Annotated in this window: 29 protein-coding genes; 10 read left to right on the top strand and 19 right to left on the bottom strand. The window is 43.4% G+C overall.

Translation table 11 applies throughout. From position 1 onward, the window contains the following. Positions 1–38 precede the first annotated feature (38 nt). A complete protein-coding gene (locus tag Q3W13_RS11275; RefSeq protein WP_302863813.1) occupies positions 39–347 on the top strand; it encodes a hypothetical protein in 309 nt (102 codons plus the stop codon). A 71-nt stretch (positions 348–418) separates the two neighbouring features. Continuing rightward, positions 419–1,465, top strand: coding sequence for an AI-2E family transporter (locus Q3W13_RS11270; RefSeq protein ID WP_302863811.1), 1,047 nt, complete (start codon positions 419–421; stop codon positions 1,463–1,465). Between the two features lie 100 nt (positions 1,466–1,565). Here the strand turns inward: Q3W13_RS11270 and Q3W13_RS11265 are convergent, their stop codons facing one another. Together Q3W13_RS11265 and glgP are read right to left on the bottom strand one after the other, a co-directional pair. Continuing rightward, positions 1,566–2,138: a dihydrofolate reductase family protein gene (locus Q3W13_RS11265; protein WP_302863810.1), complete on the bottom strand. Its 573-nt coding sequence runs from the start codon at positions 2,136–2,138 to the stop codon at positions 1,566–1,568. Then, positions 2,135–3,763, bottom strand: a complete 1,629-nt coding sequence (glgP, locus tag Q3W13_RS11260; RefSeq protein WP_302863808.1) for an alpha-glucan family phosphorylase — start codon at positions 3,761–3,763, stop codon at positions 2,135–2,137. Before glgP ends, Q3W13_RS11265 begins: the two co-directional genes overlap by 4 nt. Before the next feature lie 207 nt (positions 3,764–3,970). Here glgP and Q3W13_RS11255 point away from each other — a divergent pair, with 207 nt between their 5' ends. Beyond that, positions 3,971–4,759: a DoxX family protein gene (locus Q3W13_RS11255; protein WP_302863806.1), complete on the top strand. Its 789-nt coding sequence runs from the start codon at positions 3,971–3,973 to the stop codon at positions 4,757–4,759. Positions 4,760–4,893: 134 nt separating this feature from the next. Here Q3W13_RS11255 and Q3W13_RS11250 read toward each other — a convergent pair whose 3' ends face one another. After that, entirely contained in the window at positions 4,894–5,115 is a 222-nt protein-coding gene (locus Q3W13_RS11250) for a hypothetical protein (protein WP_302863803.1), read from the bottom strand. Positions 5,116–5,300: 185 nt separating this feature from the next. On the opposite strand from Q3W13_RS11250, the gene Q3W13_RS11245 reads away from it, so the two are divergent. Then, positions 5,301–5,627 (top strand): hypothetical protein, encoded by a 327-nt coding sequence (locus Q3W13_RS11245; RefSeq protein ID WP_302863802.1) that lies wholly within the window; start codon positions 5,301–5,303, stop codon positions 5,625–5,627. Between the two features lie 31 nt (positions 5,628–5,658). On the opposite strand, the gene Q3W13_RS11240 is transcribed toward Q3W13_RS11245, so the two are convergent. From Q3W13_RS11240 to Q3W13_RS11220, 5 genes are all read right to left on the bottom strand, one after another. Next, positions 5,659–6,423: an ABC transporter permease gene (locus Q3W13_RS11240; RefSeq protein ID WP_302863801.1), complete on the bottom strand. Its 765-nt coding sequence runs from the start codon at positions 6,421–6,423 to the stop codon at positions 5,659–5,661. A 41-nt stretch (positions 6,424–6,464) separates the two neighbouring features. Then, positions 6,465–7,238: an ABC transporter ATP-binding protein gene (locus Q3W13_RS11235; RefSeq protein ID WP_302863799.1), complete on the bottom strand. Its 774-nt coding sequence runs from the start codon at positions 7,236–7,238 to the stop codon at positions 6,465–6,467. A 109-nt stretch (positions 7,239–7,347) separates the two neighbouring features. Then, on the bottom strand, positions 7,348–7,623 hold the full coding sequence (locus tag Q3W13_RS11230; protein ID WP_302863797.1) for a DUF4342 domain-containing protein: 276 nt from the start codon (positions 7,621–7,623) through the stop codon (positions 7,348–7,350). Positions 7,624–7,787: 164 nt separating this feature from the next. After that, positions 7,788–8,705: a methionyl-tRNA formyltransferase gene (gene fmt, locus Q3W13_RS11225; RefSeq protein WP_302863794.1), complete on the bottom strand. Its 918-nt coding sequence runs from the start codon at positions 8,703–8,705 to the stop codon at positions 7,788–7,790. An 84-nt stretch (positions 8,706–8,789) separates the two neighbouring features. Beyond that, positions 8,790–9,992: a DUF1343 domain-containing protein gene (locus Q3W13_RS11220; RefSeq protein WP_302863792.1), complete on the bottom strand. Its 1,203-nt coding sequence runs from the start codon at positions 9,990–9,992 to the stop codon at positions 8,790–8,792. Between the two features lie 218 nt (positions 9,993–10,210). Between Q3W13_RS11220 and Q3W13_RS11215 the strand changes: the two genes are divergently transcribed. After that, complete coding sequence (locus Q3W13_RS11215; RefSeq protein ID WP_302863790.1) at positions 10,211–11,431, top strand: FtsX-like permease family protein; 1,221 nt, start codon at positions 10,211–10,213, stop codon at positions 11,429–11,431. Between the two features lie 34 nt (positions 11,432–11,465). On the opposite strand, the gene Q3W13_RS11210 is transcribed toward Q3W13_RS11215, so the two are convergent. From Q3W13_RS11210 to mazG, 4 genes are all read right to left on the bottom strand, one after another. Further along, entirely contained in the window at positions 11,466–12,869 is a 1,404-nt protein-coding gene (locus tag Q3W13_RS11210) for a hypothetical protein (RefSeq protein ID WP_302863789.1), read from the bottom strand. Further along, entirely contained in the window at positions 12,850–13,416 is a 567-nt protein-coding gene (locus Q3W13_RS11205) for an RNA polymerase sigma factor (protein WP_302863787.1), read from the bottom strand. Before Q3W13_RS11205 ends, Q3W13_RS11210 begins: the two co-directional genes overlap by 20 nt. A 146-nt stretch (positions 13,417–13,562) precedes the next feature. Beyond that, a complete protein-coding gene (locus Q3W13_RS11200) occupies positions 13,563–14,009 on the bottom strand; it encodes a hypothetical protein (protein ID WP_302863785.1) in 447 nt (148 codons plus the stop codon). Positions 14,010–14,071: 62 nt separating this feature from the next. Next, positions 14,072–14,875: a nucleoside triphosphate pyrophosphohydrolase gene (gene mazG / locus Q3W13_RS11195; RefSeq protein ID WP_302863783.1), complete on the bottom strand. Its 804-nt coding sequence runs from the start codon at positions 14,873–14,875 to the stop codon at positions 14,072–14,074. A 127-nt stretch (positions 14,876–15,002) separates the two neighbouring features. On the opposite strand from mazG, the gene Q3W13_RS11190 reads away from it, so the two are divergent. Both Q3W13_RS11190 and Q3W13_RS11185 read left to right on the top strand, forming a co-directional pair. Next, the gene (locus Q3W13_RS11190; protein WP_302863781.1) at positions 15,003–15,755 is read left to right on the top strand and encodes an ankyrin repeat domain-containing protein; all 753 of its coding nucleotides are present in this window, start codon (positions 15,003–15,005) and stop codon (positions 15,753–15,755) included. A gap of 86 nt (positions 15,756–15,841) precedes the next feature. After that, complete coding sequence (locus tag Q3W13_RS11185; protein ID WP_302863780.1) at positions 15,842–16,669, top strand: hypothetical protein; 828 nt, start codon at positions 15,842–15,844, stop codon at positions 16,667–16,669. A 32-nt stretch (positions 16,670–16,701) separates the two neighbouring features. Here Q3W13_RS11185 and mnmD read toward each other — a convergent pair whose 3' ends face one another. From mnmD to Q3W13_RS11170, 3 genes are read right to left on the bottom strand one after another with little or no spacing between them, the layout of a single operon-like run. Then, entirely contained in the window at positions 16,702–17,424 is a 723-nt protein-coding gene (mnmD, locus tag Q3W13_RS11180) for a tRNA (5-methylaminomethyl-2-thiouridine)(34)-methyltransferase MnmD (protein WP_302863779.1), read from the bottom strand. Next, positions 17,424–18,881 (bottom strand): MBL fold metallo-hydrolase, encoded by a 1,458-nt coding sequence (locus tag Q3W13_RS11175; protein WP_302863776.1) that lies wholly within the window; start codon positions 18,879–18,881, stop codon positions 17,424–17,426. Before Q3W13_RS11175 ends, mnmD begins: the two co-directional genes overlap by 1 nt. 36 nt (positions 18,882–18,917) lie before the next feature. Continuing rightward, complete coding sequence (locus Q3W13_RS11170; RefSeq protein WP_302863775.1) at positions 18,918–19,277, bottom strand: hypothetical protein; 360 nt, start codon at positions 19,275–19,277, stop codon at positions 18,918–18,920. Between the two features lie 143 nt (positions 19,278–19,420). On the opposite strand from Q3W13_RS11170, the gene Q3W13_RS11165 reads away from it, so the two are divergent. The 3 genes from Q3W13_RS11165 (at position 19,421) to Q3W13_RS11155 (ending at position 20,662) form a co-directional block, all read left to right on the top strand. After that, positions 19,421–19,753: a single-stranded DNA-binding protein gene (locus Q3W13_RS11165; RefSeq protein ID WP_302863774.1), complete on the top strand. Its 333-nt coding sequence runs from the start codon at positions 19,421–19,423 to the stop codon at positions 19,751–19,753. A gap of 19 nt (positions 19,754–19,772) precedes the next feature. Then, complete coding sequence (locus Q3W13_RS11160; protein WP_302863772.1) at positions 19,773–20,294, top strand: hypothetical protein; 522 nt, start codon at positions 19,773–19,775, stop codon at positions 20,292–20,294. Between the two features lie 92 nt (positions 20,295–20,386). Beyond that, positions 20,387–20,662, top strand: a complete 276-nt coding sequence (locus Q3W13_RS11155; RefSeq protein ID WP_302863770.1) for a hypothetical protein — start codon at positions 20,387–20,389, stop codon at positions 20,660–20,662. Between the two features lie 265 nt (positions 20,663–20,927). On the opposite strand, the gene Q3W13_RS11150 is transcribed toward Q3W13_RS11155, so the two are convergent. The 4 genes from Q3W13_RS11150 to Q3W13_RS11135 all read right to left on the bottom strand — a co-directional run bounded on the left by Q3W13_RS11150 (position 20,928) and on the right by Q3W13_RS11135 (position 26,321). Further along, a complete protein-coding gene (locus Q3W13_RS11150; RefSeq protein WP_302863769.1) occupies positions 20,928–22,367 on the bottom strand; it encodes a PAS domain S-box protein in 1,440 nt (479 codons plus the stop codon). Positions 22,368–22,530: 163 nt separating this feature from the next. Then, a complete protein-coding gene (locus Q3W13_RS11145) occupies positions 22,531–23,235 on the bottom strand; it encodes an SDR family oxidoreductase (protein WP_302863767.1) in 705 nt (234 codons plus the stop codon). Between the two features lie 164 nt (positions 23,236–23,399). Continuing rightward, positions 23,400–25,175 (bottom strand): aromatic amino acid hydroxylase, encoded by a 1,776-nt coding sequence (locus tag Q3W13_RS11140; RefSeq protein ID WP_302863766.1) that lies wholly within the window; start codon positions 25,173–25,175, stop codon positions 23,400–23,402. Positions 25,176–25,346: 171 nt separating this feature from the next. Further along, on the bottom strand, positions 25,347–26,321 hold the full coding sequence (locus tag Q3W13_RS11135; protein WP_302863765.1) for a lysylphosphatidylglycerol synthase transmembrane domain-containing protein: 975 nt from the start codon (positions 26,319–26,321) through the stop codon (positions 25,347–25,349). Positions 26,322–26,351 lie beyond the last annotated feature (30 nt).

Below are 26,351 nucleotides of genomic sequence, written 5' to 3'. Positions count from 1 at the left end.
ATTTGGCGTCGTTTAAAATTACAACTACTTGTTAGCTTATGAATAAATTAAAAAAAGCATTAGTTAGCCCTGCGCGCATTTACTTAGGCAGCTTTATAATTTTCCTTGTTGTATTTTTTATTGGCATACCCGCTGCTAACTTTGGCAATAAGCATCATGTTCCTTTCGGCGATTTTATTTTTGTATTTACGGTTTATGCTATAGTGCTCCTTTGTATTAGCATATTTACTTCGGTTGTTTACTGGCGATGGTTTAAAAAACACTGGTATATCAATCTGGCAATTGCTGCAGGCTCAGCTTACTTTATCGACATCTATCTTTTGAACGGGTTTTTGACAGGACTGTAAACATTTTATTAAAGTTAACGTTAAGTGTGCGGGCAAAGCTGTAGATTTATAAAAAACACGGCGGCCTTACAATGTCTGACAAAAAGCTACCCCAAAAAGTTGCCCGGGAACTAACCTATACCGAAAAGGTTTGGCATACAGTGGGTATTGTAGCTATAGTAGCCGTTTTGATTTTGATAGCCCGGGTGGCATTTGGCGTGCTGCTGGTGGCTTTGGCGGGATGCCTTATTTCGGTATATTTTCACGGACTTGGTGATATCATACAACGCAAAACCAGCTGGAAAAGGCGAACAGCCATGCTTGTTTCTGTTACCGGTTCATTTATTATATTGGCTTTTTTGCTTTGGTTTATGGGTAGCAAGATACAAGTCCAGGTGTCGGAATTAAGCGATACCCTGCCCCACACCATTCATAACGCGAAACTAAAGCTAGCTGAAACACCGCTTGGCCGTAAAGTGCTTGAGGCCACTTCCGGGGGCGATCCCGACAAACTGTTTGCCACTGCCAGCCAGTTCTTCAGCACCACTTTTGGCGTACTGGGCAATATTTATATTATACTTTTTTTGGGTATATTCTTTACCGCCAGCCCCTCCCTTTATAAAGACGGTTTGATACTGCTAATTCCGCCTGACAACAAAGACCTTGCCCGAAAAATAGTTAACCACATTAGCCTGTCGTTAAAAGGATGGCTTAAGGGTACCATGATATCTATGGTGTTGCTGGCTATTTTGTTACCTGTCAGCTTAAGTTTAATGGGTATCCCAATGGCATTGGTACTGGGCTTGCTGGCTGCAATATTAGTTATCGTACCCAACTTCGGCTCTTTTATAGCTATGATACCGGGCGTATTGCTGGCGCTTACGATCGACACCAATACGGCCATTATCGTAGCGTTAATTTATATCGGCGTGCAAACCCTTGTACAAAATATCATAGCGCCGCTTATCCAGAAAAAAATGATCAATATGCCCCCTGCGCTTACAATCATTGGCCAGCTAATTATGGGGGTACTCGGCGGTGCTATGGGAATTATTATGGCCGTTCCGGCTATTGCCATCCTGATGATATTGGCCGATGAAATGTATGTGAAAAGGATTAATCCTGAATTGAGGGATTAAGATATTAGGGTTTCCAGGACAGCTCAGAATTTTTTGTTGGTTTTTATCATTATTGATTGTCAACTATTTTAACCATTATGGCGAGATGTGACTATAACGTTTAGGTTTGTGACTTGTTTATCTCGTAAACCAACTCCACCATTCCATTTTTGTAGGCGGTAGAACTCTTTAGGTGTAATGCTTGCTCTGCTTTTATGTCATGAAAGAATGGCTTCCCCTCGCCTAAAATTATCGGCAGAACTGACATTCTTATCTCATCAGCCAGTTTTAAATTAATAAAGTCTTGGGCTAGTTCAGCACCGCCCACCACCCAAACGTTTTTGAACCCGGGCCTTAAGCGTTCATTTATCAGGTGTTCCAATTCCCCCGAATAGAACTCGATATTTGGTCTTTCGGCCGGTAGGTTGCGACTGCTTAAAACAATCGTCGGCACATTGCCATAAGCCCAACCATAGGATTTAGAAAGCTCTAAAGCATGTTCGTATGTTCGCGAGCCCATTACGTAGCAGTCTATCGATTTAACGAACGTTTCTATTTGTTCCTTAGTCAAAACAACGCCTTTTTCGTAAACATCCTGCGTGTCAAACCATGAAACGCTATTGTCCTTTTTGGCAATAATGCCGTCGAGGCTCGAAACCATATGAATGGTTATTTTAAAGGCGTCGCTCATCATTTATACATTATTTGATAATACTCATCTGCCATCCTTGCCGATTCAAAGGCCGGAACAACTTCTGTTGCTGCCTTTTTTAAGATGTTGAGCCATTGTTTGTGGTCGTCATAGTACATCGGCAGTACGGTATTTTCAAGGGTGTCCATCAGGTTACTGGCTTCCTGCTCATCACTATTGGCAGGCTGTATTATAAAACAATTTTCTTTATCCCTGGCAAATTCAGGAACCCAGCCATCGGGCAGTGACAGGTTTATCGCGCCATTCATGGCTGCCGTCATCCCGCTTGTGCCTGATGCTTCGCGATACATTTTTGGATTATTGAGCCACACATCGGCGCCCTTCTTCAGCAAGGCCGAAAGGCCAAGCTCATAGCCGGTAAGCACGGCACAATTGGCAATCGGTTTTGCCCGGTTGATGATACTATTGAACAAAGCAATGGAACCATAGTCTTCCGGATAAGGCTTTCCGGCCCAGATTACCTGTACGGGATATTTGGTGCTGTATAAGAGACGTATAAATCGATCCCAGTCGTACATCATCAGGTCGGCACGCTTATAAGCGGCAAATCGCCTTGCCCAAACTATAGTAATTATATCAGGGTTAAACAACTTTCCGCACTGGTCGGCAACAGTTTTAAATAACTCGCGCTTCATTTCTTTTTTCCTAAGGGCAATAGCCCCATCGTTATTCTGAATCAGCGCATCTTCTAATTTGCTATCCTTCCAATAATTTTTGTTCTGGGCGTTGGTTATCGAGGTTATTTCGCAAATACCCTGGTTACTACCCCACATTTCGCGGGCTACATCGCCATGTATTTTGGATACTGCATTGGCTTTTCGGGCAAATTTCAGGGCGCCACGGGTGTAGTTAAAGCGGTAATCGTCAAAACCAAGCAGGGTTTTTACCTGGCCTTCATCCATTCCATAGAAAAACGACATTTTTTGTAGCAGCGAGTAGTCATGTTCCTCATTACCGGCCATTTCTGGGGTATGCGTTGTAAACACCACGCGCTTTTTTACCTCGTCAAGATCCTTATATTTATTGTACAGGTAAAAATTCAAAGGAATAGAGTGGCCCTCATTCATGTGATAAACTTCAGGCTCAATATGCAGTGCATCAAGCAGCATAGCGCCTCCCACACCTAATACAATACTTTGCGCAATGCGCGTAGCCTCGTTAGGATGATATAGTTGCCTGGTAATACTGCGCGATTGATCGTCGTTACCATCAACGTCAGTGCTCAGCAAAAATAAAGGAGCGGATCCGAAAGTTTCCGGTTTAAGCAGGTAAGCCTTTACCTGAACAGGTGAGTCATGGACCGGTACTACAAACTGAACTCCGGTATCCTGCAAAAACGAGTATTGCTTCTCGATAAATTCAGGTTTCATCAAAGCATTACCGTCGCGCCCCTGGTCGTAATAGCCATATTTCCACAGCATGCCTATTCCCAGCAGGTTTTGTTTCAACTCATAGGCGCTGCGCAGATGCGAGCCTGCCAGAAAGCCCAGGCCGCCGCTGTAAATCTTTAAAGGCTGATCAATGGCGAACTCCATGGAAAAATAGGCCACAGATGTTTTATATCTTTCATCCGGCTGGTAGCCGAAAATCTCATCTTTTGTAATCATATCAGAAAATTAACTATCACGGTGAACAGGATTGTTTGAATATAGCAAAAATGGTGAAAGTATGATACCAATCAATGCTTCGACAATTTAAAGACAAGTGCATATTGGGATTTGCCTTGTACCATTTTGTATCAACATGTATAGCCTGTGTATTTGGTTCCAGGATTTTTGCAGGCGAAATTTGGAAACAGCTAATTAACCTGATTAATGAAAACACTTATCAAAATGGGGCGAATATTTTTCGCTACAATGCTCATCGGGCTTGCGTGTCAACAAATTTACTATGCCGATTTCAGGCCGGTAATACTCGCTGATTGGTCATCGCACATTCAAGGACTCAATTATATGTCATATCTGGTTACAGCAATCATGCTGGTAACCGGCGGCGCTATTATTCTTGATAAAAAGGCCAGGGAGTGGGCGTTGATATCGGGCGGAATGTTTCTGCTGTTATTTTTAATTGGGCATGTTACTTATGAACTTATAGTTGACCTTTATCCAAAGCATCTGGGCGTATGGGCAAATGCTCTAAAGGAAATTGCTTTTACCGGGGGCGCATTTGCAGTCGCGGGCTCCCTACCCGTCTCGATTGATTCATCGGGGCTAATACGGTTCCTGGAGAAATTTATTCCTTTTAACCGCATTTTCTTTGCACTAACCATGATACTCTTCGGCCTCGACCATTTCTTTTATCCTGATTTCGTAGCCTCTCTTGTACCCAATTGGGCGCCCGGCCACCTTTTTTGGTGCTACTTAGCGGGCGTGGCATTAATACTGTCGGGAATAGCCATCATCCTGGGAATCCGACTGAAAACAGCGGCGCTTTTATTAGGGTTGATGATTTTTCTTTGGCTGATTTTGCTGCACATACCACGGGCAATTGTGGCTCCGGCCACAGATAACGGCAACGAATTGACAAGTGTTTTTGAAGCGCTGGGCTTCAGCGGAATTGCTCTTTTGATTGCATACCAGCGTCAAGCGGGAATTGCTGGATAGCTTATTTGGGATTCGGGTAAAATGCCTGTAAGGTTTCATAAAACCGAGAAAAAAAGAAAGCACTAAGCAACCTGCATTATTTATGCATTACTTAGTGCTTTTTATTTTTTTAGCGGGCTATCCGGCTCCCAATATTATTCCGCTTTTTTCTCAGACTGTGCTACGTAATAAAATACGCAACCCACAAAGGTAAAGATGATACCGATGAAAATTGGCCATTTAGCAACCATGTGACCATCAGGTGCGATAGTCATTGAGTCAGAATCAACAGGGTTTGGAACCGATTTGTAATAGATTATCAATCCGACAGTTATAATTATGCCTATTATAATCAAAAGTATGCTGGTTTTTTTCATAATAAATTGTTTGCTAAACAGTGCTGCAGATCAGCCGCGGTAAAGTTAGGATTATTTTGAATTTTTCGGTTCAAATTTATTTAATTCATTTATACAGTTGTAGAACAAATTACATTAGAGCGCAACTAATTATAGGCATGCACGTATAAAAAGGCTGTATTTATAGTACGATACCAGCAATGTATATGCATCCCGAATTAAAAGAGCTTTTAAATAGCGGCAGTCCGTTTTATTTTACGCCGAATGCAGTAACGCTGCAGAATGCTGAAGCGCTGTTACACTACATTGATGATATTAACCTGGAGCGTACAAGCACTTTCGAATTCACCCCGGCAGAAAGCCTCTACCTGGTATGGAATGCCGAAGACCTTGAATTTCACCTGGAGTGCCTGACTGACGGGCGAATACTATATACTTTTCGCAAAGGCGGTTATGGCCGGGCGAACGGTTGTTTGGCTATCGATAAGTTTATCCCGCTGCTGCAGGAATATTTGTTGATGAGCATTTGGTAGATGAGATATACTATAAAGCGATCTTATGCACTTATTTCGTATTCCACTTGAACCATTTTATTCCCAGGAAAGCGAAGACTGCCGCATAACCTATTGTTGCCAATAAGGCCATTGATGCGTCGGCGTTCCACTTCAAAGGTTCCATGCCTGCTGCCAGTATTGTTCGCGCCGTTCCGTAAGGCGACCATTTAATAATATCAGCTACTACTTTAAATTGAGGATATTGAATAACGAATATTTCCCCCATCATACCACCCAAAATAAACAGAAAATACACAAGCCTAACTGTAGCATTTACCGTTTCTGGGTTTTTTATGCGCCCCACTATCATCTGTCCCAGGCTTAAATAAACCGCGCCCCCTACAATCGCCGTAAAATAGGTAGCTATGTAGCCGCCAGGGGATAGTGTTATTTTGTCGACCGAATTGCCAATTATAAAGACCGCAGTCGTCAAAAGAATTATCATGACCAGTTGAACCAGTATCCTGCTCGCCATTATAGACCATGAAGGGACTGGTGCGACGCGAAGGCGTTGGAATATTCCTTTGTCCCGGTCTCGTGCTATAGAATTTGAATAACCCATCAGCCCCGTAGCAATCAGACCAAGCACTATGCTATTGGATAGAACGAAAGGTCCCCCCGCAACTTTTATCAACGGCTTCCAGGTCATCAGTATAATCACAGGCACAATAAGTGTGAGTATAACGGCCCGCCGGTTGCGCCATTGGGTAGTAAAATCGGCGCGTAAAAGCGTTTTAAGTACGGTTGAGGTTTGAGGTATTGATGAAGTTTCCATAGCCAGTTAGCGAATAGCGATTAAGTGAGTTAGTGGATTAGTTATTCCCGGACGTCTTTTCCGGTTAGTGCAATAAATACGTCTTCCAGTGTTATTTTGCCGCGGCGAGATACAGCTATAACTTCAGGGGCATTCCGGTGTTTATCGATCATATTTTGCGGGGTATCTATCGCAATAATTTTTCCGTGATCGATGATAGCGATGCGGTCGCAAACCGCTTCGGCCTCCTCCATGGAATGGGTGGTGAGCAATACAGCATGCCCGCGTTCGCGGATAGCTTCAATACGCTCCCATAATTGCCTGCGAGATTGCGGGTCGAGGCCGGTGGTTGGCTCATCCAGTAATACCAGCTTGGGGTTATGAATAGTTGCTATAACCAGCGATACACGCTGTTGCTGCCCCCCTGATAATTCGCCGTATTTTTTCATGGCCGAATCAGCAAGATTGATATCCCGCAATATGCCCATCAGTTGCTCTTTGGTTGCAAATACGCCATATACACCGGCATATAATTGCAAAACCTCAATTACATAAAGTTCAGGCTGAAAACTGGTGGATTGCAGTTGCACCCCTAAAGAAGCCCTGGCATGCAGCGGCTTCAAGATGGCATCGTGCCCATCGACAAGAATGGTACCGGCTTGTGGCTTTAATAATCCTTCGACAGCACTTAATGTGCTGGTTTTACCGGCGCCATTGGGTCCAAGCAGCCCGAATATTTCGCCTTTGCGAACCTCGAATGATACCTGTTGTACCGCATTGAAGCTGCCATAGCTCACGCTAAGGCCTTCCACCGTTAATATATTATCTTCTTTCATCAATGTAAATAATAAGGGGGATTGTAATCGGTTGGATATGTTGTTTTAAGTGGTTTTTAAGATTGAACTTTGACTCCAGGGACGAAATTCAGTGACACATGGTCTACCATTAAACTGCTGTTTCGTCTTTCATCTCTTCTGTGTCGGGTATTTCGCGCTCAACCGTTATGGTGCATTCGGTAACCAGCGCAGCCAATGTACCAACAGCAGCAAACACAGGCGCTATCAATGCACCTACAACACCTACTGTAAGCGGGAAGTTCAGCAACTCTTTCCCCATACGGTCGCTGATAATAATGCGGGTAACATTGCCCTCTTTAATAAGTTCTTTTATTTTATCCAGCAGGCCCTCGCCGTTTATGGAAAATGATTCTTTTGTGGTCATGATTGGGACGTATTGGAGTGATAATTAATTTTAACTTGCTATGCTTTGGAGAAGTACAGCTCACCGAATGTTACATTAAAATTAAAAATATTTTAACCAGTTAGGCCCATGCCCCCGCAAAAAGAAATTTTCGCATGCCTTATAAACAAGCCATTGACAAACTGTTACAATTTTACTCCCCTCAAAAACGCCTCAATATCCATTTGCTTTTTTCCTTCCATTTGCACCTCGGTTAACAGCACATAACCGTCCGGTGCTGCAAATTTCAGATGTGATTTATTATCGCTAACAAAACCGCCGGGCTGCAGGCCGGGTTCAGTTATTTCATATTCGGCACGGTATATTTTAAGTACCTTATCATTCAGCAGGGTATAGGCGGCGGGGTGTGGGCTTAGGCCGCGGATCTTATTATAAATACTTTCGGCGGGCTGGTTCCAGTCGATCAGGCAATCTTCCTTAAAAATTTTCGGAGCATTCTTAAGCTCAACACCCTCAGCCAATACTGATTGCGGGTGTTCATTGTACCTGCCGCTCTCCACGCCTTTTACGGTTTTAACCAATAAGCCCGCGCCTTTTGCCATCAGGCGATCGTGCAGTTCACCGGCAGTTTCATGACCGCTTAGTGTCACTTTTTCGGTAAATAAAATATCACCGGTGTCAATTTCATGCTTTAAAAAGAATGTGGTAACGCCACTTTCTTTTTCACCATTTATCAGTACCCAGTTTATCGGCGCAGCGCCACGGTATTGTGGCAGTAACGAGGCATGCAGGTTGATCGTGCCCCGCGGCGGCATATTCCAAACCACCTCAGGCAGCATACGGAAAGCAACCACCACCTGTAAATCTGCTTTTAAAGCCTTGAGCTCTTCCAGAAAATCAGGGTCTTTCAGCTTTTCAGGCTGTAAAACTTTAATGCCATTTTCCACGGCATATTGTTTCACTGCGGATTCGCTCAATTTTTTTCCCCGGCCCGCAGGCTTATCGGGGGCAGTAACCACGGCTACAATATTACACCCTGCTTTAATCAGTGCATCTAACGACGCTACCGCAAACTGGGGGGTGCCCATAAAAATTATTCTCATACAGATAAATAGCAGACTTTAATAATAAAAAAGGTAACAGCTAAAAGCCGAAAGCGAAACGCTTTATTCTTCCAGCTTTTTTAGCTATGGGTATAACAAATACTTCGCCCTCATCGCCAAATATTGGCTCAATCCAGGCTTCCAGCTCGCTCTTATCTCTGCCTCGGTTTTGCCCGCTTCAATCTGCTTGCGCAGTTCGGTTGTGCCCGCCAGTTTGGTAAAATACGCATTGAAAAAATGCGCTTTATCGGGGAAAGCCTTATATAGTTCAATCAGCCATGCTAAGTTAAGCTTACGGTTATTGTAAATGGTATTGGTATCGTAATTTTTCAGGTCGATGCCATAACAAATTTTATTTTTCTGCGGCGGGTCTTCACTCATGCCCTTTATACTGACCGGGGTAAATGAATAACTGTATTTTCCTTTTAGCGACGGATGCCCTATCTGCAAAAACGGCAGCATAGTACCCCGTCCAAGACTAAGTGTCGTCCCTTCAAACAGGCACACCGACGGGTATAGTAAAATCGACTCAGGGGTGTTCAGGTTAGGCGACGGATTTACAGGTAATGTGTAGTGCGAATTGTGCCTGTAGTTGGCAACTTTAATGATCTTCAGCTTGCATTGTTCATGGTCTTTTAGCCAGCCCTCGCCGTTTAGCATTTGGGCATATTCGCCTGTGGTAAGGCCATGAACTATGGGCACCGTATTCATGCCAACAAAAGAACGGTTTACGGTATCCAGTATAGGCCCATCCACGTAAAACCCGTTGGGATTGGGTCTGTCAAGTATCATTAACTCAATATTGTTTTCGGCGCATGCTTCCATTACATATTGCAGCGTGCTTAAGTATGTATAAAACCGTACACCGACATCCTGTATGTCATAAATCATCAGGTCGATGCCTTGCAAATCTTCCGCCGTTGGCTTATAATGCTTATTGCCATATATCGAAATTACGGGCACGCCGCTTTTGGCGTCGATACTATTATTAACATCAGCCCCATTGCTGGCATCGCCCCTGAAACCATGTTCCGGCCCGTAAATCTTTTTTACGGTAATGCCTAACCTAAGTAAGGTGTCCAGGCTGAGGGTATTGTTCTTGCCGATAACGGAGGTCTGGTTAATAACCATCCCTACATTTTTGCTACGCAGATAATTAACGTATAAACTGGTTTGATCTGCTCCTGTGATAATACCAGGTCCGGTTGGTTTTTTTTGATGTATTGATGCACAAGCCACACAGCACGTTAGGAGACAAATTTGTATTACGGCGAATGTTTTTTTCATTTTGCGTGTTAAGTTATTTAGGTACTGCATACCTGTAACCGGGCTGAAAACGGCGACAGACCGTAATTGTTTTATATTATTATCTAAAAATCGCTTTATCTCATTAACAAAGCACTTACTTGCTTTAATTGCGGTCAAACCGGCGCCGAACAAATATTATTGCCTGTTTTTAAGGTTAAAACCGCATATTTGCGAAGGTACAAAAAATCTGTGTCGCATTGAGTTTCGCCTATTTCATCGCCAACCGCATTACATTCAAATCTAAACGCACCTTTTCTAAGCTGATTGTGCGGATAGCTATCGTGGGTATTATGCTGGGTTTAGGTGTCATGATTTTAGCGCTTGCCATAGTACGGGGGTTTAAGCAGGAAATAAGGAGCAAGATCCGCGGATTTTCGGGAGATGTGCAGGTCGTTAAGTTTGATCTTAATAATTCTTATGAAAACTCGCCTTTTGCCGCCGATGCCGATTTTGTAAAAAAGGCGAAGACCATACCTAACGTCGGTTCCATAGCGCCTTTTGCCATAAAGCCCGGCATTATAAAAACAAGCAGCGAAATTGAAGGCGTTGTTTTGAAGGGGGTAGACAAAACCTATAATTGGAATTTTTTTAAAAATAATCTGCTGTCGGGCAAGATTATTGATTTTGCGGATACTATCAAATCCAAACAGCAGCTCCTGATTTCGCAGGTCACAGCAAACCGGCTAAGGCTAAAAGTTGGAGATAAGATACAGATGTATTTTGTGCAGGAGCCACTGCGCCGCCGGCCGTTTATCATAACGGGTATATTTAGCACCGGAATAGAAGAAGTTGATAAAACATACGTGGTTGGCGACCTTGCATTAATTAACCGCCTGAACGACTGGAAGCCAGGCGAAATAGGCGGGTATGAAATACAGCTGAATAATTTCGGCCAGATAAACCTCACAGCAGACGATATCGACAATGTGCTGCCTGCACACCTCAAATCATACACCGTAATGGAGAACTATGCCACCATATTCAGCTGGCTGGATTTGCTCGACGGCAATACATTGGTAGTTTTAACACTAATGATTTTGGTTGCCGTCATCAATATGATATCGGCACTGCTGATAATGATTGTGGAACGCACAACTATGATTGGCATATTGAAAGCTATGGGCGCCAATAACTGGACGATACAAAAAATTTTTCTTTACAATGCCTTTTACCTTATTGGTTTAGGTATGCTGTTTGGTAATTTGTTTGGTTTTGGCATTGGTATACTGCAAACGCATACTCACATGTTCAAACTCGACCAGGCCTCGTATTACATGAGCTTTGTCCCTATACAATTTAATTGGGTCGAGATGGTATTACTTAACATAGGCACGTTGATAATCTGCTTACTCGTAATGGTGCTGCCATCCATGCTGGTAACCCGTATCGAGCCGGTTAAGGCGATACAATTTAAGTAAGATAAAAAGCCTTAATCTTTAGTAATTGAAGTTTTTATTTACGTGACGGTAAAAAATTAAATTTCAGGTTTAACCCGCCTGCACCAAACTTAAGATTTTGCGAACCCAGTCCATCAAGCGGATACTTTAAAAAAGGCTCTATTACTAACCTGTTTTTACCGAAGGGATATCCAACGCCAAAAGCCACATTTAAGGTTTTTGCAAAATAAAAACTATTAAAGTTGTTCCCTGTAGTTTCGTTTCGCGTCTCCTTTAACGACGATGACTGGAAGGAAGGATAATTATATTTGTAGGTATACGATTCATCGATAAAAGTGCCAGAACTTAAACCGAGCGATACATAGGCATCAGTTTTATCGGGGTTAAATTCATATTTTAAATTGATAGGGATATCAAGCCCCACCAGGCTAGCATTATAATTTTTTATTGTCGGTGTAGAGGCCAGGGTCGCATACATGTTGCCGGATTGAATTGCAGCCGGGACAGCAAGACTACTCTTTAGCGATGCCGCAACGGTTGGAATAGCCTGGTAGCTCAATGAGTTTTGAGCGATGCTGATACCGGTAACGAGTTTTAAATTTCTGTTTAGCTTAATGTCTGAAGTTATTCCGCCTCCAACATTAACCTGGTTGTCGCTGCCCTTTCCATAGTTAAAATAGGTGCCTGCGTATAAACCGAAATTTACTTTTTTTTCTTTTGACTGATTCTCATCTTTTACAGCTTGCTTATTGCCCTGGTCATGCTTAAACATGTCCATTATATCTTTCTGTTGCTTGGGCTGCTGTGCTGCCAAAGTGTTTATACTTGTTGTTGCAGTACTGGTTGGGGCGGATGGCGCCGTAGTGGTCTGCTGACCGGCTGGTGTTGTAGTTTGTGCAATAGCTCCTGTATTTAAATTTAACTGCTTATTTGCCAGAGGTATCGGCATTTGGTTATTGGTCAGCAATTGTTTATCAGTCTGTGTAGATTGCACTTGATTGTCTTTATTGATCCGGTCTGAAACTGAGCCAATTTGCTTGTTACCTGCCTCAGCCGGATTTTGACTGTTAGTATGCAATGTTTTGCCGGTTTCGGCAATGGCAGCCGCAATACGTTGGTGCGTAAATTTGTCCGGAGTTTTTGCCGCAATACTATTGCTGTTCAGGGTGTCAGGCGCTACACGTTTTACCTGTTCGCCGCTCTGTTTCAAGGGGCGGTTGACTTTCCTGACAACAGGATTTAAAGGCTTGTCTGTTGATATTTTTAGCCACACACCAATGCCACAGCAAAGTAGCAATATCGCTGCCGCACGCCATAGCCATATCATGCTGTTACGTCTCTTCGCTACCGGAAACTTTTCGCGCAGCAACAGCCAGCCTTCATCGGCGGTTGTGTCCTCATAATTATCGAACACCTCTCTTATATGGTTCTTTAAGTCGTTATCCAACTGATCGTCCATGATCGTGTGCTTCTGTTCTTAATATATTTCTTAACTTTTCTTTAGCCCTGCTCAGGTAAACCCGCGAAGAGCTTTCCGGTATAGTTAACAGCTTTGATATTTCTTCGTGACTGTATCCATCAATTTCGTACAAATTGAAAATAGCCAGCTGAGTTGGCGGCAACTGTTGCATCAGCTTTAAAATATCCTGTGCATTCAGTTTTTCAATGGCATTGCCGCTGTTACTAACCGGTCCGGCATTTTCAATCTCAACGTGCATCTGAAATTTCAGGTCTTTCCGCCGGCGGTCGATAGCAGTATTGACTACGATTGTACGAAGCCAGGCTTTAAAAGGCCGGTCGCTCTGGTAATTTTTTATGCTGTTAAATACCTTTATAAATGCGTCATTCACCACCTCTAATGCGTCGTCACGGTTTATACTGTAACGCAGGCCGATACCCATGGCATAGCCATAGAATTGCTTATACAGCAGTTCCTGGTGCTTTAAGCTGCCTGTTTTGCACTGGCCGATAATTTCTTCCTCGGCAATGCCCCGCGTTTGATGCATTAAAAATGGTTAATTCAACTCAAATTTATTGTTCGTTTGTATTCCATACGTATTTAACAGCCAAAGCGATACAACAATTTGATGTTTTGTTTATAGAAAAGACGCGCGCTAAAAATCGCGGGCGTAATTAACTTGCGCCGGTTAGATTAATTACCTGATTTTTTCAGGTCATATTGTAATATCAGCGTATTGGAGAGACCGTAAGCCACAAATCTGAATATATTGCCGTCGTAAGCATAGGAGTACAGCCCATTTAGATGGGTTTTAGTAGTGGGAGCGCTGGCCGAATATGTTTTGTCGGCAAACTGAACGGTACCATTTGAATAAAATTCATAGTTTCCTTTACTGCCTGCATGCAATGTGGTAGTATCACCGGTAACAGAATAGGTGCCTGTAGAAACAGGCGAGATATAAACTGTGATATTGGCTTTTGACGTATCCCTTGTGTTATCATTGTGTACATGTATAAGCCGGAATTCACCTGAATAACTTCCGTCAGGCAGTGGGGTGGGATTTTCGCTTTTTGTGCTGCCGCAACTCATTGCAAACATAACGGCTATCGAGAGTACAAGGCAAGTAGATTTAAATCTCATATCAGGTTTATTTTATTCTGTTACGTATTTTTCCTTAACAACGCTACACCAGCCTGGTTATTTTATATCTTTTTTGCCTCTTCCCAAAAAATATCCATTTCGGCAAGGCTCATATTCTGTAAAGACCGCCCTGTTTCAGCCGCCTTGCTTTCCAGGTACTGGAACCGTTTAATAAATTTACGATTGGTTTTTTCTAAGGCATCTTCGGGATTAATATTTATAAAACGCGCATAGTTTATCAATGAAAACAGTAAATCGCCAAACTCAGCCTCAGCTTTTTCATGGTCGATTGCACTGTTATCCTCGGCATTAAATTCGTTTTTAAATTCACGCATTTCTTCCTCAACCTTAGCCCATACCTGCTGCTTTTCTTCCCAGTCGAACCCCACGCCGCGGGCCTTTTCCTGTATGCGAGACGCCTTTACCAAGGCGGGCAGCGATGCAGGCACGCCGCCTAACACAGAGCGGTTGCCCTCTTTCAATTTTATCTTTTCCCAGTTACGCTTTACATCGTTCTCGTCCTGTACCTCTGTGTCGCTATAAATGTGCGGATGGCGATTCACCAACTTATCGCATACACCGTTCAACACATCGGCGATATTAAAATCATTGGTTTCTGATGCGATGCGGGCATAAAAAACCAGGTGAAGCATAATATCGCCCAGCTCTTTTTTTATTTCCGGCATATCATTACTCAGTATAGCGTCAGATAGTTCGTAAGTTTCCTCGATAGTTAAATGACGCAGGCTCTCAAGCGTTTGCTTTTTATCCCACGGACAATTCAGGCGAAGGTCGTCCATAATGGTAAGCAGCCTGGTAAAGGCAGTTTCGGGAGTGGATGCAGCGGGAGGGGGAGTAAGTGCCATAGTTTATTTGCTGTAAAAATATGGTTTTAAGTTCAAAAGTCGGAAAAGCCCACCAATCAAAAAGATGAAAAAATAACATTAAACTGCAGGATTTTAAATAGCTTTATTTAATAAATGAGCCTTAACTATGCCCGATAAAACCCAAATGCTTTACGCTATCGAGGTACACTCTGTTGAAGGGATCAATAAATACTTTGCCGATGGCGGAAGCCCTAACGATATATTGCCGGACGGCGTGCCCCTGTTTACTATGATGATTGAAATGTACACCCGTGGTCCGCGGTTTAGAGAGTGTATCCGCGCTTTTATTGATGCCGGGCTTGAGTTTGAAGATAAGGCGTTGCTTGCTGTTTTAGCACACAATGCTACTAAGTTGGAAGAACTTTTAAAAACTGATACAGCAATTATTCAAAAAACATACACGTTGTACAACAATACTTATACACCCCTTACGGGCGGCACATTGATGCACTTTTGTGCCGAATACAACAGCGTGGATTGCGCGGGGTTACTTCTAAAATATGGGGCAGATATTGATGCAAAAGCTGCAACAGACGAATACGGTTTTGGCGGCCATACTCCAGTTTTCCATACCGTTAATCAAAACAGTAACAGCTCGGCAGATATGCTGTATTTCCTTTTGGAAAATAGGGCGGATCTTACCCTAACTGTCAAAGGCTTAATTTGGGGTAAAGGTTACGAGTGGGAGACCTTTGTGCCCGCCGTAAACCCTATAAGCTATGCCATGATGGGCTTATTGCCGCAGTTTCATCGCGGGGAAAAAACTATTGCTGAAACGGTGTCTTTGCTCATAAAACATGTATACGGCATTGATTATATGCCGCCGAATATCCCGAACGCTTACCTGGCGCGCAATTGATTTGCAGAGCTTATAAAATATCGCCTTGTTAACGCACAATTAATTTAAATAGATTTATTTAGTGGAAATTTAATCAACATACACCTATGATAAAGAAATACTTCATTTCAGCTTTTATGTGTTTTTCGGCTGTGGCCGCCTGGGGGCAAACCATCAACCAAACTTTATCAAACGAAGGTTTTGCGCAACCCCAGCCATTTTTGTTTACAGTTAACACGCTTAACCCGTCTGCCCGTGGCTGGAGCCTTAACTATTCGGGCGGGTATGGACAGCGCACTGTTACGCCATTAGGCTTTGATGGCGTAGACCAGAATATAGCGGTTAAAGGTTACCTGGGCGCGAAATTTACGCTGATTGCTTCAATGGGCGTGGGTTTTGCCTCGAAAGGAAATGTAAACAGCCTGGAGCAGGCAGAAGTATTGCGTGATTTTATTGGCGGTAATTCTGCCGAGGGTATAAGAATAGGGGCAAGCCTTGGTTTCAGGCGGGAGTTTAATAATGATAAGGTTGCGTTAAGCCGTTTAACGGCAGCATTCGAAAACCCGCAGTGGAAACTAGGTGGCAATGTGCGTTTCGAGAAAGCGTTCAATAGTAGCCGCGACAAAATAGATGTAATCAGCAGCATCGGCATTCACCGGCAGATAGCCGGCCAGCTCTTTGGCGGGTTTGAGGCTGTTGGACAAGACCTGGAAGGTTTTTGGGAGGCGGACGAGGCGGAAGGAGGTGCAAGGATGCTCATAGGTCCATCGTTAAATTACGCGCCCGTATCTTCGCGGTTCTCGTTTACTTTATGCGGAGGTCCTATTATTTATGCTACACACAGTACCATAACGCCCGGCAACCAATTTCCGGTACGGGAATTACCAACAAATAATGGTTTTACGATGAAATTCAATGTAGGATTCAGGCTTTAAACGTTCTTGCACGCGGCCCACATGGCAAGCTTTTATCCTGCAATCGCCCTTAACATTTCCCGTTTTCCTGCTGCGCCCGGTACTTTTTCAACCTTGCAGCCTAGTGCTTTCAGAGAGCGTTTTAAATTTCCGGTGATGGCATAAGTAACAAACACGCCACCGGTTTTCAAAAATCTCATGGTGTGGCTTATTGCTTCGTCATTCCACATTTCAGGCTGATGTGCTGCAGCGAAGGCATCAAAGTACAGTATGTCGAACTTATGTGCGGGGGTGCATTGCAGCAGTTGGCAGTGAGCGATTTGCAGTTGGCAATCGGGTAGCCGGATGGAAGAATTAAATGCGTTACCATAACCTTCGATAAACTCCTGCCATAAATCTGTTGCGATATACTTTTGATAGCCAGTTTGGCTGATCATATCTCCAGTTAACGGATAGGCCTCAATGCCGGTATAGTTAAGCTTGATATGCTGTTTGATGCAGTAGTCAGCTGTCACCAAAAAGTTTAAGCCCGTGCCAAAGCCAACTTCTAAAATGGAAACCGAATTATTTTCAGGGTAATGCTCCAGAAAGTATTTCAAACCCGCATTCAAAAACACATGCCGGCTTTCCTGCAGGGCGCCATTTGCTGAGTGGTAATTTTCACCAACCCGGGAATTGTATATCGTATTCGAACCATCGGCGGTAGTGACTATTTTTAAATGATCATACCGATTTGAAGATGATTGCACCGATTCGGGATCAACGTCGCCGGACATTAAACTACGGTTTTTTGAAATTCAACTACAACCTCTCCCAAATCGTAAACTTGTACATTTTTGATATGCATTTTCAGGATACTTACCGCAGCCGCCGAGCGGTAGCCGGCCGCACAATGCACCACAATAGGTTTGCCGGTCGGTATTTCGTCGATACGCTCACGGAGCTCAGGCAAAGGGATTGTGATCGCGCTTTTGAATATCATTTGTTCAGCGGTCTCGTTGGGGTTGCGCACGTCGACTATATTATAGTTTTCGGTGTTATGCACAAAGTTGTCCAAATCGAGGTCGGTTAATCGTTCTGTCGCCCTGTCAGGGCAAAGCAAAGCTGCCTTGATATTCTTTTCGTAGCCGATTTTGGCAGCTTTCTTTATAACAACGTCCAGCGCATTGTCGTCTGCACCTATTAAATAAAACTGCTCATCGGGGCCAACTATTGAACCAAGCCAGGTTTCAAACTTAGCGCCATCCTGCAGATTAATACTGCCTTTTAAATGGCGGGCCCTGAAATCTTTTTTTTGGCGGGTATCTATCAACAAAAGGCCTTCCTCCAACACTGCATTGCGGTCAATCCGGGCAACAGCTTTAATGCTCTCGTTAAAAGCAGGAGCGCCCTTTTTATTCAGCTCCACATCCTGCCCGAAATATTTCGGTACAAAGGGCTGGTCGGTGGTAAGTGTTTTTACGAATTTCAATTCATCCATCAGCTGCAATGCATAATTTTCGCGCAGCTCGCGGCCAATGGTGCTTTGCAAATCGGGACTCATATTTTTACCACACAGCGAGCCGGGGCCGTGTGCGGGATAAACTACCACGTGGTGAGGCAATTTCATCAACTTGTCGCGGGTTGAGTGGTACATCTGTTTGGCCAGTTCCTCCTTTTTTGCAGTTATATTGCCAACATTTTCCCGCAGGTCGGGCCGTCCTACATCGCCCACAAATAGCGTGTCGCCGGTAAATACGGCTGTTTCTTTGCCATCCTCATCCTCCACCAAAATGCATATCGAGTCGGGCGAATGACCCGGTGTATTGATTGCCTTTAACTTAATATCGTTTAGTTGAATTACGTCTCCGTCATCAAAGCTTTCATGCGGATATTCAGCACCTGTAAGCTTGCTGGTGTAAATAACAGCGCCTGTAGTTTGGTGAATTTCCAGATGCGAGCTTACAAAATCAGCATGCGGGTGGGTTTCTATTACGCCGACAATATCCGCATCATGCTGAGCGGCGAAGTCATAATAAGGCTGCGGGTCGCGGGCGGGGTCAATAACCACCATTTTGCCGGTGCGTATTACAGCGTATGAACCATGCGCTAACCCTTTATCATAAAACTGCTGGACTATCATTTGGCTGCAAAGATAATTGAATTTCGGATTTTGAATATTCGGTTTCGGAATTGTGTTAATGTGGTGACGCATAGCCAACTGCGCACCGGCTTTTCCAGCCTCATTTAGCATTCGCTACTCTGAGTTTCAATTCAAAACTTCAGTAGATTAAATTTCTTCTCTTTTTACCAGCAAAAATTCGTCATTGTCCAACGGCAGATATCCATATTCGTAGCAGAAATGGTAAGTTTTACCGTTTTGCGCGGTATAGCTGCGGGTATGATAATCAAAATCAAAACCATTTGATGCCAACTTTTTCCGGCTAACGCGTGTCTTCCCGCCAGGGTTCAACTCTTCCATTATCCGCCTGTTTCTGCGTAAAATGTTATTGATGTTCCGCACCAGGTTATTGCTGTTGCTGTTCAGTTGGTTGTTGTAGCTGTTGCGGCACAGGTCGTTACAAAATTTCTTGTCGGCCCTTCCATGCAGGGGCGTGCCACAGTCTAGGCATAATTTTTCGTCATCCATTCGCTAAAGATATAAATTAATTATCCGTTTGCAAACGGTTACAAACGGAAATTGTCGATTATAAACGATTAATAACCGGCTAATATTTTTAGCAAAACCCACCTTTGTGATGTCAATTAAAAACAAATAAAATTTAAGTAATCATGAATTCATTAAGAAACAGTGTGCGCCTGGTGGGTAACCTGGGCGCCGACCCCGAAGTAAAAACATTTGACACCAACAAGCAGCTGGTAAAGTTTCCGCTCGCCACAAACGAAACTTACAAAAACGACAAAGGCGAGCGGGTTACCGAAACCCAATGGCATAACCTGGTAGCATGGGGCAGCCAGGCAAAGTTTATTGGCGATTACCTGAAAAAGGGCGATGAAGTTGCCATTGAAGGGAAGCTTACCAGCCGTAGCTGGGTTGATAAGGACGGCAATAAACGCTATATGACCGAAGTGATACTGAACGATTTTATAAAACTTAAAGGATAATGCTATCAACCTAAACGATATGAAAAAGTATATTTTAATTATAATAACAACAATCCTGTCGCTTAGTGCGAATGCGCAAAAACTTGAAAAACCAATTATCGATAAGATAACCGGAGATACCACTTTTAGCACCAAAACGGAGGTGCTTGCAAATCCCTTTGCATTGATTCAGCATGCCATTACAGTTAGCACAATCAGGACAAAGAATGAAGTGTTGTTATCCTTTCACCTTAAAGATGCTTTGAATATTTACTACTCGGTATTAAAAGGAGATACCACCGTCATAAAATTTACCGATGGCCGGTTGCTGAAAATCACAGCAGCCTTAGACTCGCATTCCTCTTTTCTTAGCGGCGGGACACTTACTTATGTGGGCAGTGATATATATTACGCATTAAGCGGGCAGGAAATGGATATACTTAAAAATAAAAAGATTGCTTTTATACGTATAATGACATCGAAAGGAGCTTTTGACTACGACATAAAAAACGGTAAATCCGAAATTGTTAAGAAACAACTCGAACTAATTACAAAACAATAGCCTGAAACGCGGGAGGCCGGATACTGGTCTCTCGCATAAAATAAATCAAACAAATTTCCCGAAACTCAATCAACTATTCACTTATATTTGTTATGTACCTGGAAGTAAAAGAAACCGCCCGGCTTTATAAACTATTATCCGAAAAGCTTGGTCACGACATCACCGAGGCGGTGTTTAAATATATTGATAACAAAGCCGAACGCTCCGTGGAAGCAGCAATTAAAACATTAGCCACAAAAGATGATATCGCTGCCATCCGCAAAGAGGCCAGCGAAAATAAAGCGAAAACGATAAAATGGATGTTTATATTCTGGATCGGACAAGCTGCCTTAACTTTTGCCATACTGTCGGCTGTTGTAAAGAAATAGGGGATGTAATCAAAAGGGTTATTATCCGCCGCAGTTAATTGCTGATAACAGCCGTTGAATTTTCGCAACAGATAAAAATATACAGACCAACTGCCGCTAAATAAGGTTGGCCGATGTCGTCTGCCGAACTGATCGTCTTATGGAATGTATAAGCGAAATTGGGTTACGCTCGCGGATGGTTTCTTTTGCGGTAACTCAAACAATAGCACAAGTACTTATGCTAACGCAGGTTTTTACTCCGAAAAATTGATTAAGCTACCAATGCCTAATCTTCGTCGCCCTGTAAATAAATTGTCTTCTCAACAATAGTATGAATCACGCTGTCGAGTTCCTTCGCGGTACTGTCGATATGGTTGATTATCTCCCTGTTCAGGGGATTGTCAGGATTGTTCCGGTCGAATAAATTTGTAAGCCCTAAAATGGTAGCTACCGGCCTCCTTATCTCGTGTGAACTTATTGATGCAATTTCCTGGAGACGCCGGTTTTGGTCTTTCACATGGGCTAAAACCCTTTTGTTCTCAATTAGTACACGAAGGATATTGGTTGTACGTTCAATCAGGCGCAACTCTTCGGGCCGCGGTTCGCGCTTCGTGGTATAATATACAGCAAACGTAGCCAGCACCCTGGTACTGTTCGAACTGATTATAGGCGTCGACCAACACGCTTTAATGCCATACGGTTGCATTAGGTGCTTGTAGTCTTCCCATAACGGGTTGGTGTCAATATCGCTTACAATTACCTGGCTGCGGTGGTAGGCGGCCGTACCACACGAGCCCGCCTTCGGACCGATGGTGCTGCCGTCAATCGCCATGCAATATTCAGCAGGTAATTTTGGAGCCGCCAGGTGATAAATTTTTTCCTGTGCTTCGTCAATTTCCAAAACAGAGCAGATCATGTCCGGATAGATCTCTTCGATGCCTTTAAGCAGCTGGTTTATGGTTTGGGATAAAGTATATGTTGCAGAGGCATTTAATTCGAGCACGTTTTTCTCGAGCGCAAGCACCAGTTGTTGTGTTTTTATGTTGGTTATATCCCTAATAAACACCGCAATTTCGTCTTTATAAGGGTAAATATTTATCCTGAACCATCTTTTAAGATAGTCGTTAAAGTATTGCACCTGTCTTGATGAACTGTCGGCAAGAGCACCCTCAAATTCGGCAAGCAGTTTATCTGTCAACCCCAGGCTGGTCACTTCCCGAAAGTTGATATTTTCCAACTCCTCGCTTTTTAACCCCGTTATTGCCTGGAAAGCGGGATTCAACGATGTTATCAGCCACCGGCTATTTACTATGCAAAAACCTTCGTTAAAACTTTGTATGATGTTCCTGATATTGCCGCCCACATCATCACTTGCATGATCGTTTAAATTGCCTGTTATGTCAACCCCAAGTGCATATATCAGGTTATCCTCTTTATTTAAACTTACCGACCAGCGAATACTGTAATAGCGACCGTCTTTGCCTTTAATGCGGCTTTCGTGCCCGGTTATTTCATTATTTACAGACAAGTTTTCAAGCAACTCTTCCCGTCTGTTTATATCGGCGGGGTGCGAAAATAGATTCGCCTTCTTTCCGGCAAGTTCAACTTCCGAAAAACCCAGCATATTCCTGAAGGCAGCGTTGGTTTTTACTATCGACCCATCGCGGTCTAATACGCAAAAAAAGTCGCTTGATTGTTCCAGAAGGAAGGGTAGACTATAATCCATGTTTTCACGGATAAGGTAATTGTGCCTGGATAACATAAAATTAACAAATTTTACTGAGAGCTCCAAATAATACCTGTCAACTTTCGGGAATATATAGTTGTCAGCATGGTTGAGGCGCTGACGATCCGAATATTCCCTGAAAAATTAATTACCAGTCCGCTATTCAGGGTGTAGTAACTGCCACCGGCAGAACCTTTCCATTAAAAAAACGATGTCCGGTAACTGCAAAGTCTGCTATATATTTACCCATCTCGAAAGCCATAACCGGCGATTGATAGCCCGGGAACGCTTTCTCCAGCATTTCTGTTTGCGCCGAGCCCAAAGCAAGGCAGTTAACAGTTATATTTCTTTCGGCCAGTTCAATGGCAAGGCACTCGGTTAAAGTATGCAACGCCGCTTTGGATGCCGAGTAAGCCGACAATCCCGGGAACTTTATGCTGCCCTGGTAGCCGCCCATACTCCCGATATTTACGATATGTGAGCCTTTCGGCATTACAGGCAGCATTGCCTGTACCATACGTACATGGCCAATGAAGTTGGACTGCAGCATTTCCACAAAGTCAGTCTCCAGTAGTTCCACAAAGGGCTTATTCACAAGCGCGCCGGCATTATTAACCAGCACATCGACGCGGTTATCAAAGTTGCCCCCGATGAACTGTACTAAACCTGCATAGTCATCATGTACAATATCAAAGGCAAGAGCGTATATTTCCGCGTCAGGGTTTAAACCGTGCGCAATTTCAAGTAAGCGCTCCAATTTATCCTGCGAACGGGATAAGGCTATTACTTTGTGTTTTCCCGATAGTATCAATTCAAGCACAGCCTCAAAACCTACGCCGCTGCTGGCTCCTGTTACAATGATGTTCATGCCCCTGGCCCCAAGACGGGGAGTTAAAGTGTTTTTAGAGATAGATGTCTGTTGGCGCTATATTACGAATATTTTTTAATCCGGGTGTTCGCCATCTTTCATGATTTTTATTCGTTCATTAAGTATCCCGAATGCGATGTTTTCTGTTCCGCAGAAATTTTTTTTCACACCACTAATTTTTGTTCCACAGGGTGTTTAATTAAATAAAAACCATCGTTTATCAGTTTCTTATATTCCGGTTGGGTTTCGGCTTTGTTTTTCAAAAAGCTGCGTATTTCTTCAGCAAGACCTGGCTCAACATTTTCATGTTCAAGTATTTCCAGGATCTCTAATGCGCACAGCCAGTCGTCGTGGTGATATTTTTGCAGCATCTGCCATACGTTGCCTAAAAAACCGAAATCGCCGCCGGTTTGCCTCCGGTCGCGTACCTGTTGATAAAGCTTATGCAGCTCTTTTGTGCGTTCGTCATAAACCACATGGTGCGTGGCAGTGTTCGATTTGTAGGCAATTTCCATGAACTCTTCTTTATCAGCCGCCCCGCAAAATACTGAAACAATACGTTCGCCAACCGCCATGTCATAGCTGCCCCATTCCGGATTGAATAAAATGTTACCTTCAGCGTCTTTTACCGTGCAGTTAATAAAACTAATCAGTTGGGTTTTGTTATTTGATGCGTGTATTCCTTTTATTTCGCCGCTTACGGTAATTCCGCTTTCAAAATCTAGTTCGGTTGTTTTGCCTGGCGCTATTCCAAAATAGTCCAATTCGTCAAGGCTTAAATCTTCCAGGGGCATGGCATGTCCCTTTAGCTTACCAACCGGCGAGCTAAACCCATCGGTGTGATAATCTTTTCCGTGGCTGTACAACTGCCGGTTATCTACGGCGAGTGCAGAAGGGCCGGTAGTCCTGATATATGCGGGCTGCCCATTGTGTTGTTTAAAGGCAGTAAATGTACCGGACACCTGCAAGCCGGAGCTATAAACTGCCGTACAAGTATTTTTGCTGTCGATAGCCTTTTGCAAGCCATAGCTGCCCCCACGCCTGAAAGCCATTGTGTCTGCAAAAGTTTCCAGTACATCAATCAGGTTTTGGAAGGTTGGCGTGACAAACAACTGAGGCTGAGTTTTGGTGATGTCATAAGTATAGTTCACTGCATCGATCGTATATGGCAGCTTTTTAACCTTGCTTTGCATACAGCTTGCACTTTCGCCAATTGATGACAGTAAACCCGCGCCATAGATTTTTGGATTATCGAGCTCACCTATCAGGCCGTACTCTACTGTCCACCAGTGTAAGCGGCTCAATAGCGCCATTTCTGATGGTTCACCCATATTGTCCTGCCGGTAAGCAAGCAGTTCTTCAGCCCTCTTTATCTCATCTTCATTAGTATTGGGCATTTCTTTTAATATCGATAAAGCGCGAATAGCTTCATATAACTCAAAGTCCTGCGCGGAGAACATGGCTTTAGCACCTATCGACCCAAAATAACTCAGGTATTCGTGATAATCCCGGTCGGCTATAATAGGCGCATGACCTGCAGATTCGTGTATGATATCCGGTGCAGGCGTATACTCGATATGATTGAGCTGTCGAATATCGGCAGCGATTACGAGCACACGGTAAGCCTGGTACTCCATAAAAGCAGCGGGTGGTATAAACCCATCAACGGTTACAGCACCCCAGCCAATTTTGCCGAGTGCATTATTCATTTCCTGTAAGCTTGGTATTTTTTCTATGGTTAGGCCGGCCTTTTCTAATCCGGGAATATATGGATAGTAGGCAACATCTTTAAGGTAACTGTAATTCTGGCGCATTACATATCGCCAAACGGCATGGTCGATTGGTGTGTAATGTTCGTAGTGCTGGTCTACTATAAATTGCTTTAAATGGGCAGGTAAAGCAGCCACCTGCGGGTTATCAAAATCATTAAAACTGGCCATTATCCGGGTTTATTTTGAATAACGCAAAATTAAAAAATAAGTTTAACCGGCAAATTTTTTTAAACTGCCTTAAGGGATTTTTACAGAATTTAAATACAGTATATTGGGTTGAAATTGGCAATTTTAATTTTATTATATCATTTAATTCAGAATAAAATTCTGTTAATAAATTTAGGAAAGCTCAATTCCTCCGGGATTTTCTTCGGGCAATCCATCATGCAGGCGGCCCGGAAATATTGCATAATATATCCCCAATAACGCTACTATAAGCGAGATAAGATAAAAAGCCGATGCTATAAAAACACCAAGCGTTGGAACTATCGGGAACACTGATTTGAACTTGATGGATATCAGGGTAAAGAAGCCTTCGCGCGCCCCCGCGCCACCGGCAGTAACCGGTATAAGAATGGCAAACGCTGAAATTAAGAACGCCAGCAGATAAGGCGGATAGATAATGTTTGCATCCGGCTGCCCTATTATAAGACAAATTACGGCCAGTATCTGTAAGGCCTGCAATAACAGCGCTTTGGCATGTGCCTGGAAAAAGTATTTGATATAGTCTTTAAAAAAACGTCTGACTACCAGGTAATAAATGACCGAACCAGCCAGCAATATACCAACGGGGACAAGGATACTTATCTTGATAGCGGGTATCATGGCTATCAGAATCACGGTAATAAATCCAATTGCCCACAAGCCGCTCAGCCTGTCGAACATTACGGCAAGTAAAAGTTTTTTTGCCGGCGTTTTATAAATTTTACGGATGAGATAGATTTTGTAGCCATCGCCGCCGATACCGCCGGGAAGCAGGAAATTGTAAAACATGCCCATAAAGTACAACCGGAGATTATACCGCGGGTTTAGCTTCAATCCCATCGACTTAAAAAAGCTCATCAACCGCCACGCCGAAACAACCATTGATAAAAACATACAGAAAATAGCAGCTATGTACATCCACCAGTATTGGGGATGCAGCAACCTGTCTTTCACCGATTTAAAATCGACCTTACTAAACACCCAGATGAGTAACGCAGTGGTAACTGCAACCTTTAGAATCGTTTTTACGATATTCCAGATTCGCTGTTTTCGGGTTTTAGATTTTATTTCGGCTGCCGCTTCTTCTGCCGCCTCATCAATGTTGTTCATGCAGGACAAAGGTAGGAAAAATGACGATTT

Origin of the sequence: Mucilaginibacter sp. L3T2-6 (genome assembly GCF_030519355.1) — a bacterium.
Lineage (GTDB): Bacteria > Bacteroidota > Bacteroidia > Sphingobacteriales > Sphingobacteriaceae > Mucilaginibacter.
Note: the sequence above shows the minus strand (reverse complement) of the source record. Positions and strands in the feature narration are given on the sequence as shown.

What these genes read in the sequence shown, in the direction of transcription:
- Q3W13_RS11275 (WP_302863813.1), top strand. Translation starts at nt 39, where the DNA reads ATGAATAAATTAAAAAAAGCATTAGTTAGCCCTGCGCGCATTTACTTA.
- Q3W13_RS11270 (WP_302863811.1), top strand. Translation starts at nt 419, where the DNA reads ATGTCTGACAAAAAGCTACCCCAAAAAGTTGCCCGGGAACTAACCTAT.
- Q3W13_RS11265 (WP_302863810.1), bottom strand. Translation starts at nt 2,138, where the DNA reads ATGATGAGCGACGCCTTTAAAATAACCATTCATATGGTTTCGAGCCTC.
- glgP (WP_302863808.1), bottom strand. Translation starts at nt 3,763, where the DNA reads ATGATTACAAAAGATGAGATTTTCGGCTACCAGCCGGATGAAAGATAT.
- Q3W13_RS11255 (WP_302863806.1), top strand. Translation starts at nt 3,971, where the DNA reads ATGAAAACACTTATCAAAATGGGGCGAATATTTTTCGCTACAATGCTC.
- Q3W13_RS11250 (WP_302863803.1), bottom strand. Translation starts at nt 5,115, where the DNA reads ATGAAAAAAACCAGCATACTTTTGATTATAATAGGCATAATTATAACT.
- Q3W13_RS11245 (WP_302863802.1), top strand. Translation starts at nt 5,301, where the DNA reads ATGCATCCCGAATTAAAAGAGCTTTTAAATAGCGGCAGTCCGTTTTAT.
- Q3W13_RS11240 (WP_302863801.1), bottom strand. Translation starts at nt 6,423, where the DNA reads ATGGAAACTTCATCAATACCTCAAACCTCAACCGTACTTAAAACGCTT.
- Q3W13_RS11235 (WP_302863799.1), bottom strand. Translation starts at nt 7,238, where the DNA reads ATGAAAGAAGATAATATATTAACGGTGGAAGGCCTTAGCGTGAGCTAT.
- Q3W13_RS11230 (WP_302863797.1), bottom strand. Translation starts at nt 7,623, where the DNA reads ATGACCACAAAAGAATCATTTTCCATAAACGGCGAGGGCCTGCTGGAT.
- fmt (WP_302863794.1), bottom strand. Translation starts at nt 8,705, where the DNA reads ATGAGAATAATTTTTATGGGCACCCCCCAGTTTGCGGTAGCGTCGTTA.
- Q3W13_RS11220 (WP_302863792.1), bottom strand. Translation starts at nt 9,992, where the DNA reads ATGAAAAAAACATTCGCCGTAATACAAATTTGTCTCCTAACGTGCTGT.
- Q3W13_RS11210 (WP_302863789.1), bottom strand. Translation starts at nt 12,869, where the DNA reads ATGGACGATCAGTTGGATAACGACTTAAAGAACCATATAAGAGAGGTG.
- Q3W13_RS11205 (WP_302863787.1), bottom strand. Translation starts at nt 13,416, where the DNA reads ATGCATCAAACGCGGGGCATTGCCGAGGAAGAAATTATCGGCCAGTGC.
- Q3W13_RS11200 (WP_302863785.1), bottom strand. Translation starts at nt 14,009, where the DNA reads ATGAGATTTAAATCTACTTGCCTTGTACTCTCGATAGCCGTTATGTTT.
- mazG (WP_302863783.1), bottom strand. Translation starts at nt 14,875, where the DNA reads ATGGCACTTACTCCCCCTCCCGCTGCATCCACTCCCGAAACTGCCTTT.
- Q3W13_RS11190 (WP_302863781.1), top strand. Translation starts at nt 15,003, where the DNA reads ATGCCCGATAAAACCCAAATGCTTTACGCTATCGAGGTACACTCTGTT.
- Q3W13_RS11185 (WP_302863780.1), top strand. Translation starts at nt 15,842, where the DNA reads ATGATAAAGAAATACTTCATTTCAGCTTTTATGTGTTTTTCGGCTGTG.
- mnmD (WP_302863779.1), bottom strand. Translation starts at nt 17,424, where the DNA reads ATGTCCGGCGACGTTGATCCCGAATCGGTGCAATCATCTTCAAATCGG.
- Q3W13_RS11175 (WP_302863776.1), bottom strand. Translation starts at nt 18,881, where the DNA reads ATGCTAAATGAGGCTGGAAAAGCCGGTGCGCAGTTGGCTATGCGTCAC.
- Q3W13_RS11170 (WP_302863775.1), bottom strand. Translation starts at nt 19,277, where the DNA reads ATGGATGACGAAAAATTATGCCTAGACTGTGGCACGCCCCTGCATGGA.
- Q3W13_RS11165 (WP_302863774.1), top strand. Translation starts at nt 19,421, where the DNA reads ATGAATTCATTAAGAAACAGTGTGCGCCTGGTGGGTAACCTGGGCGCC.
- Q3W13_RS11160 (WP_302863772.1), top strand. Translation starts at nt 19,773, where the DNA reads ATGAAAAAGTATATTTTAATTATAATAACAACAATCCTGTCGCTTAGT.
- Q3W13_RS11155 (WP_302863770.1), top strand. Translation starts at nt 20,387, where the DNA reads ATGTACCTGGAAGTAAAAGAAACCGCCCGGCTTTATAAACTATTATCC.
- Q3W13_RS11150 (WP_302863769.1), bottom strand. Translation starts at nt 22,367, where the DNA reads ATGGATTATAGTCTACCCTTCCTTCTGGAACAATCAAGCGACTTTTTT.
- Q3W13_RS11145 (WP_302863767.1), bottom strand. Translation starts at nt 23,235, where the DNA reads ATGAACATCATTGTAACAGGAGCCAGCAGCGGCGTAGGTTTTGAGGCT.
- Q3W13_RS11140 (WP_302863766.1), bottom strand. Translation starts at nt 25,175, where the DNA reads ATGGCCAGTTTTAATGATTTTGATAACCCGCAGGTGGCTGCTTTACCT.
- Q3W13_RS11135 (WP_302863765.1), bottom strand. Translation starts at nt 26,321, where the DNA reads ATGAACAACATTGATGAGGCGGCAGAAGAAGCGGCAGCCGAAATAAAA.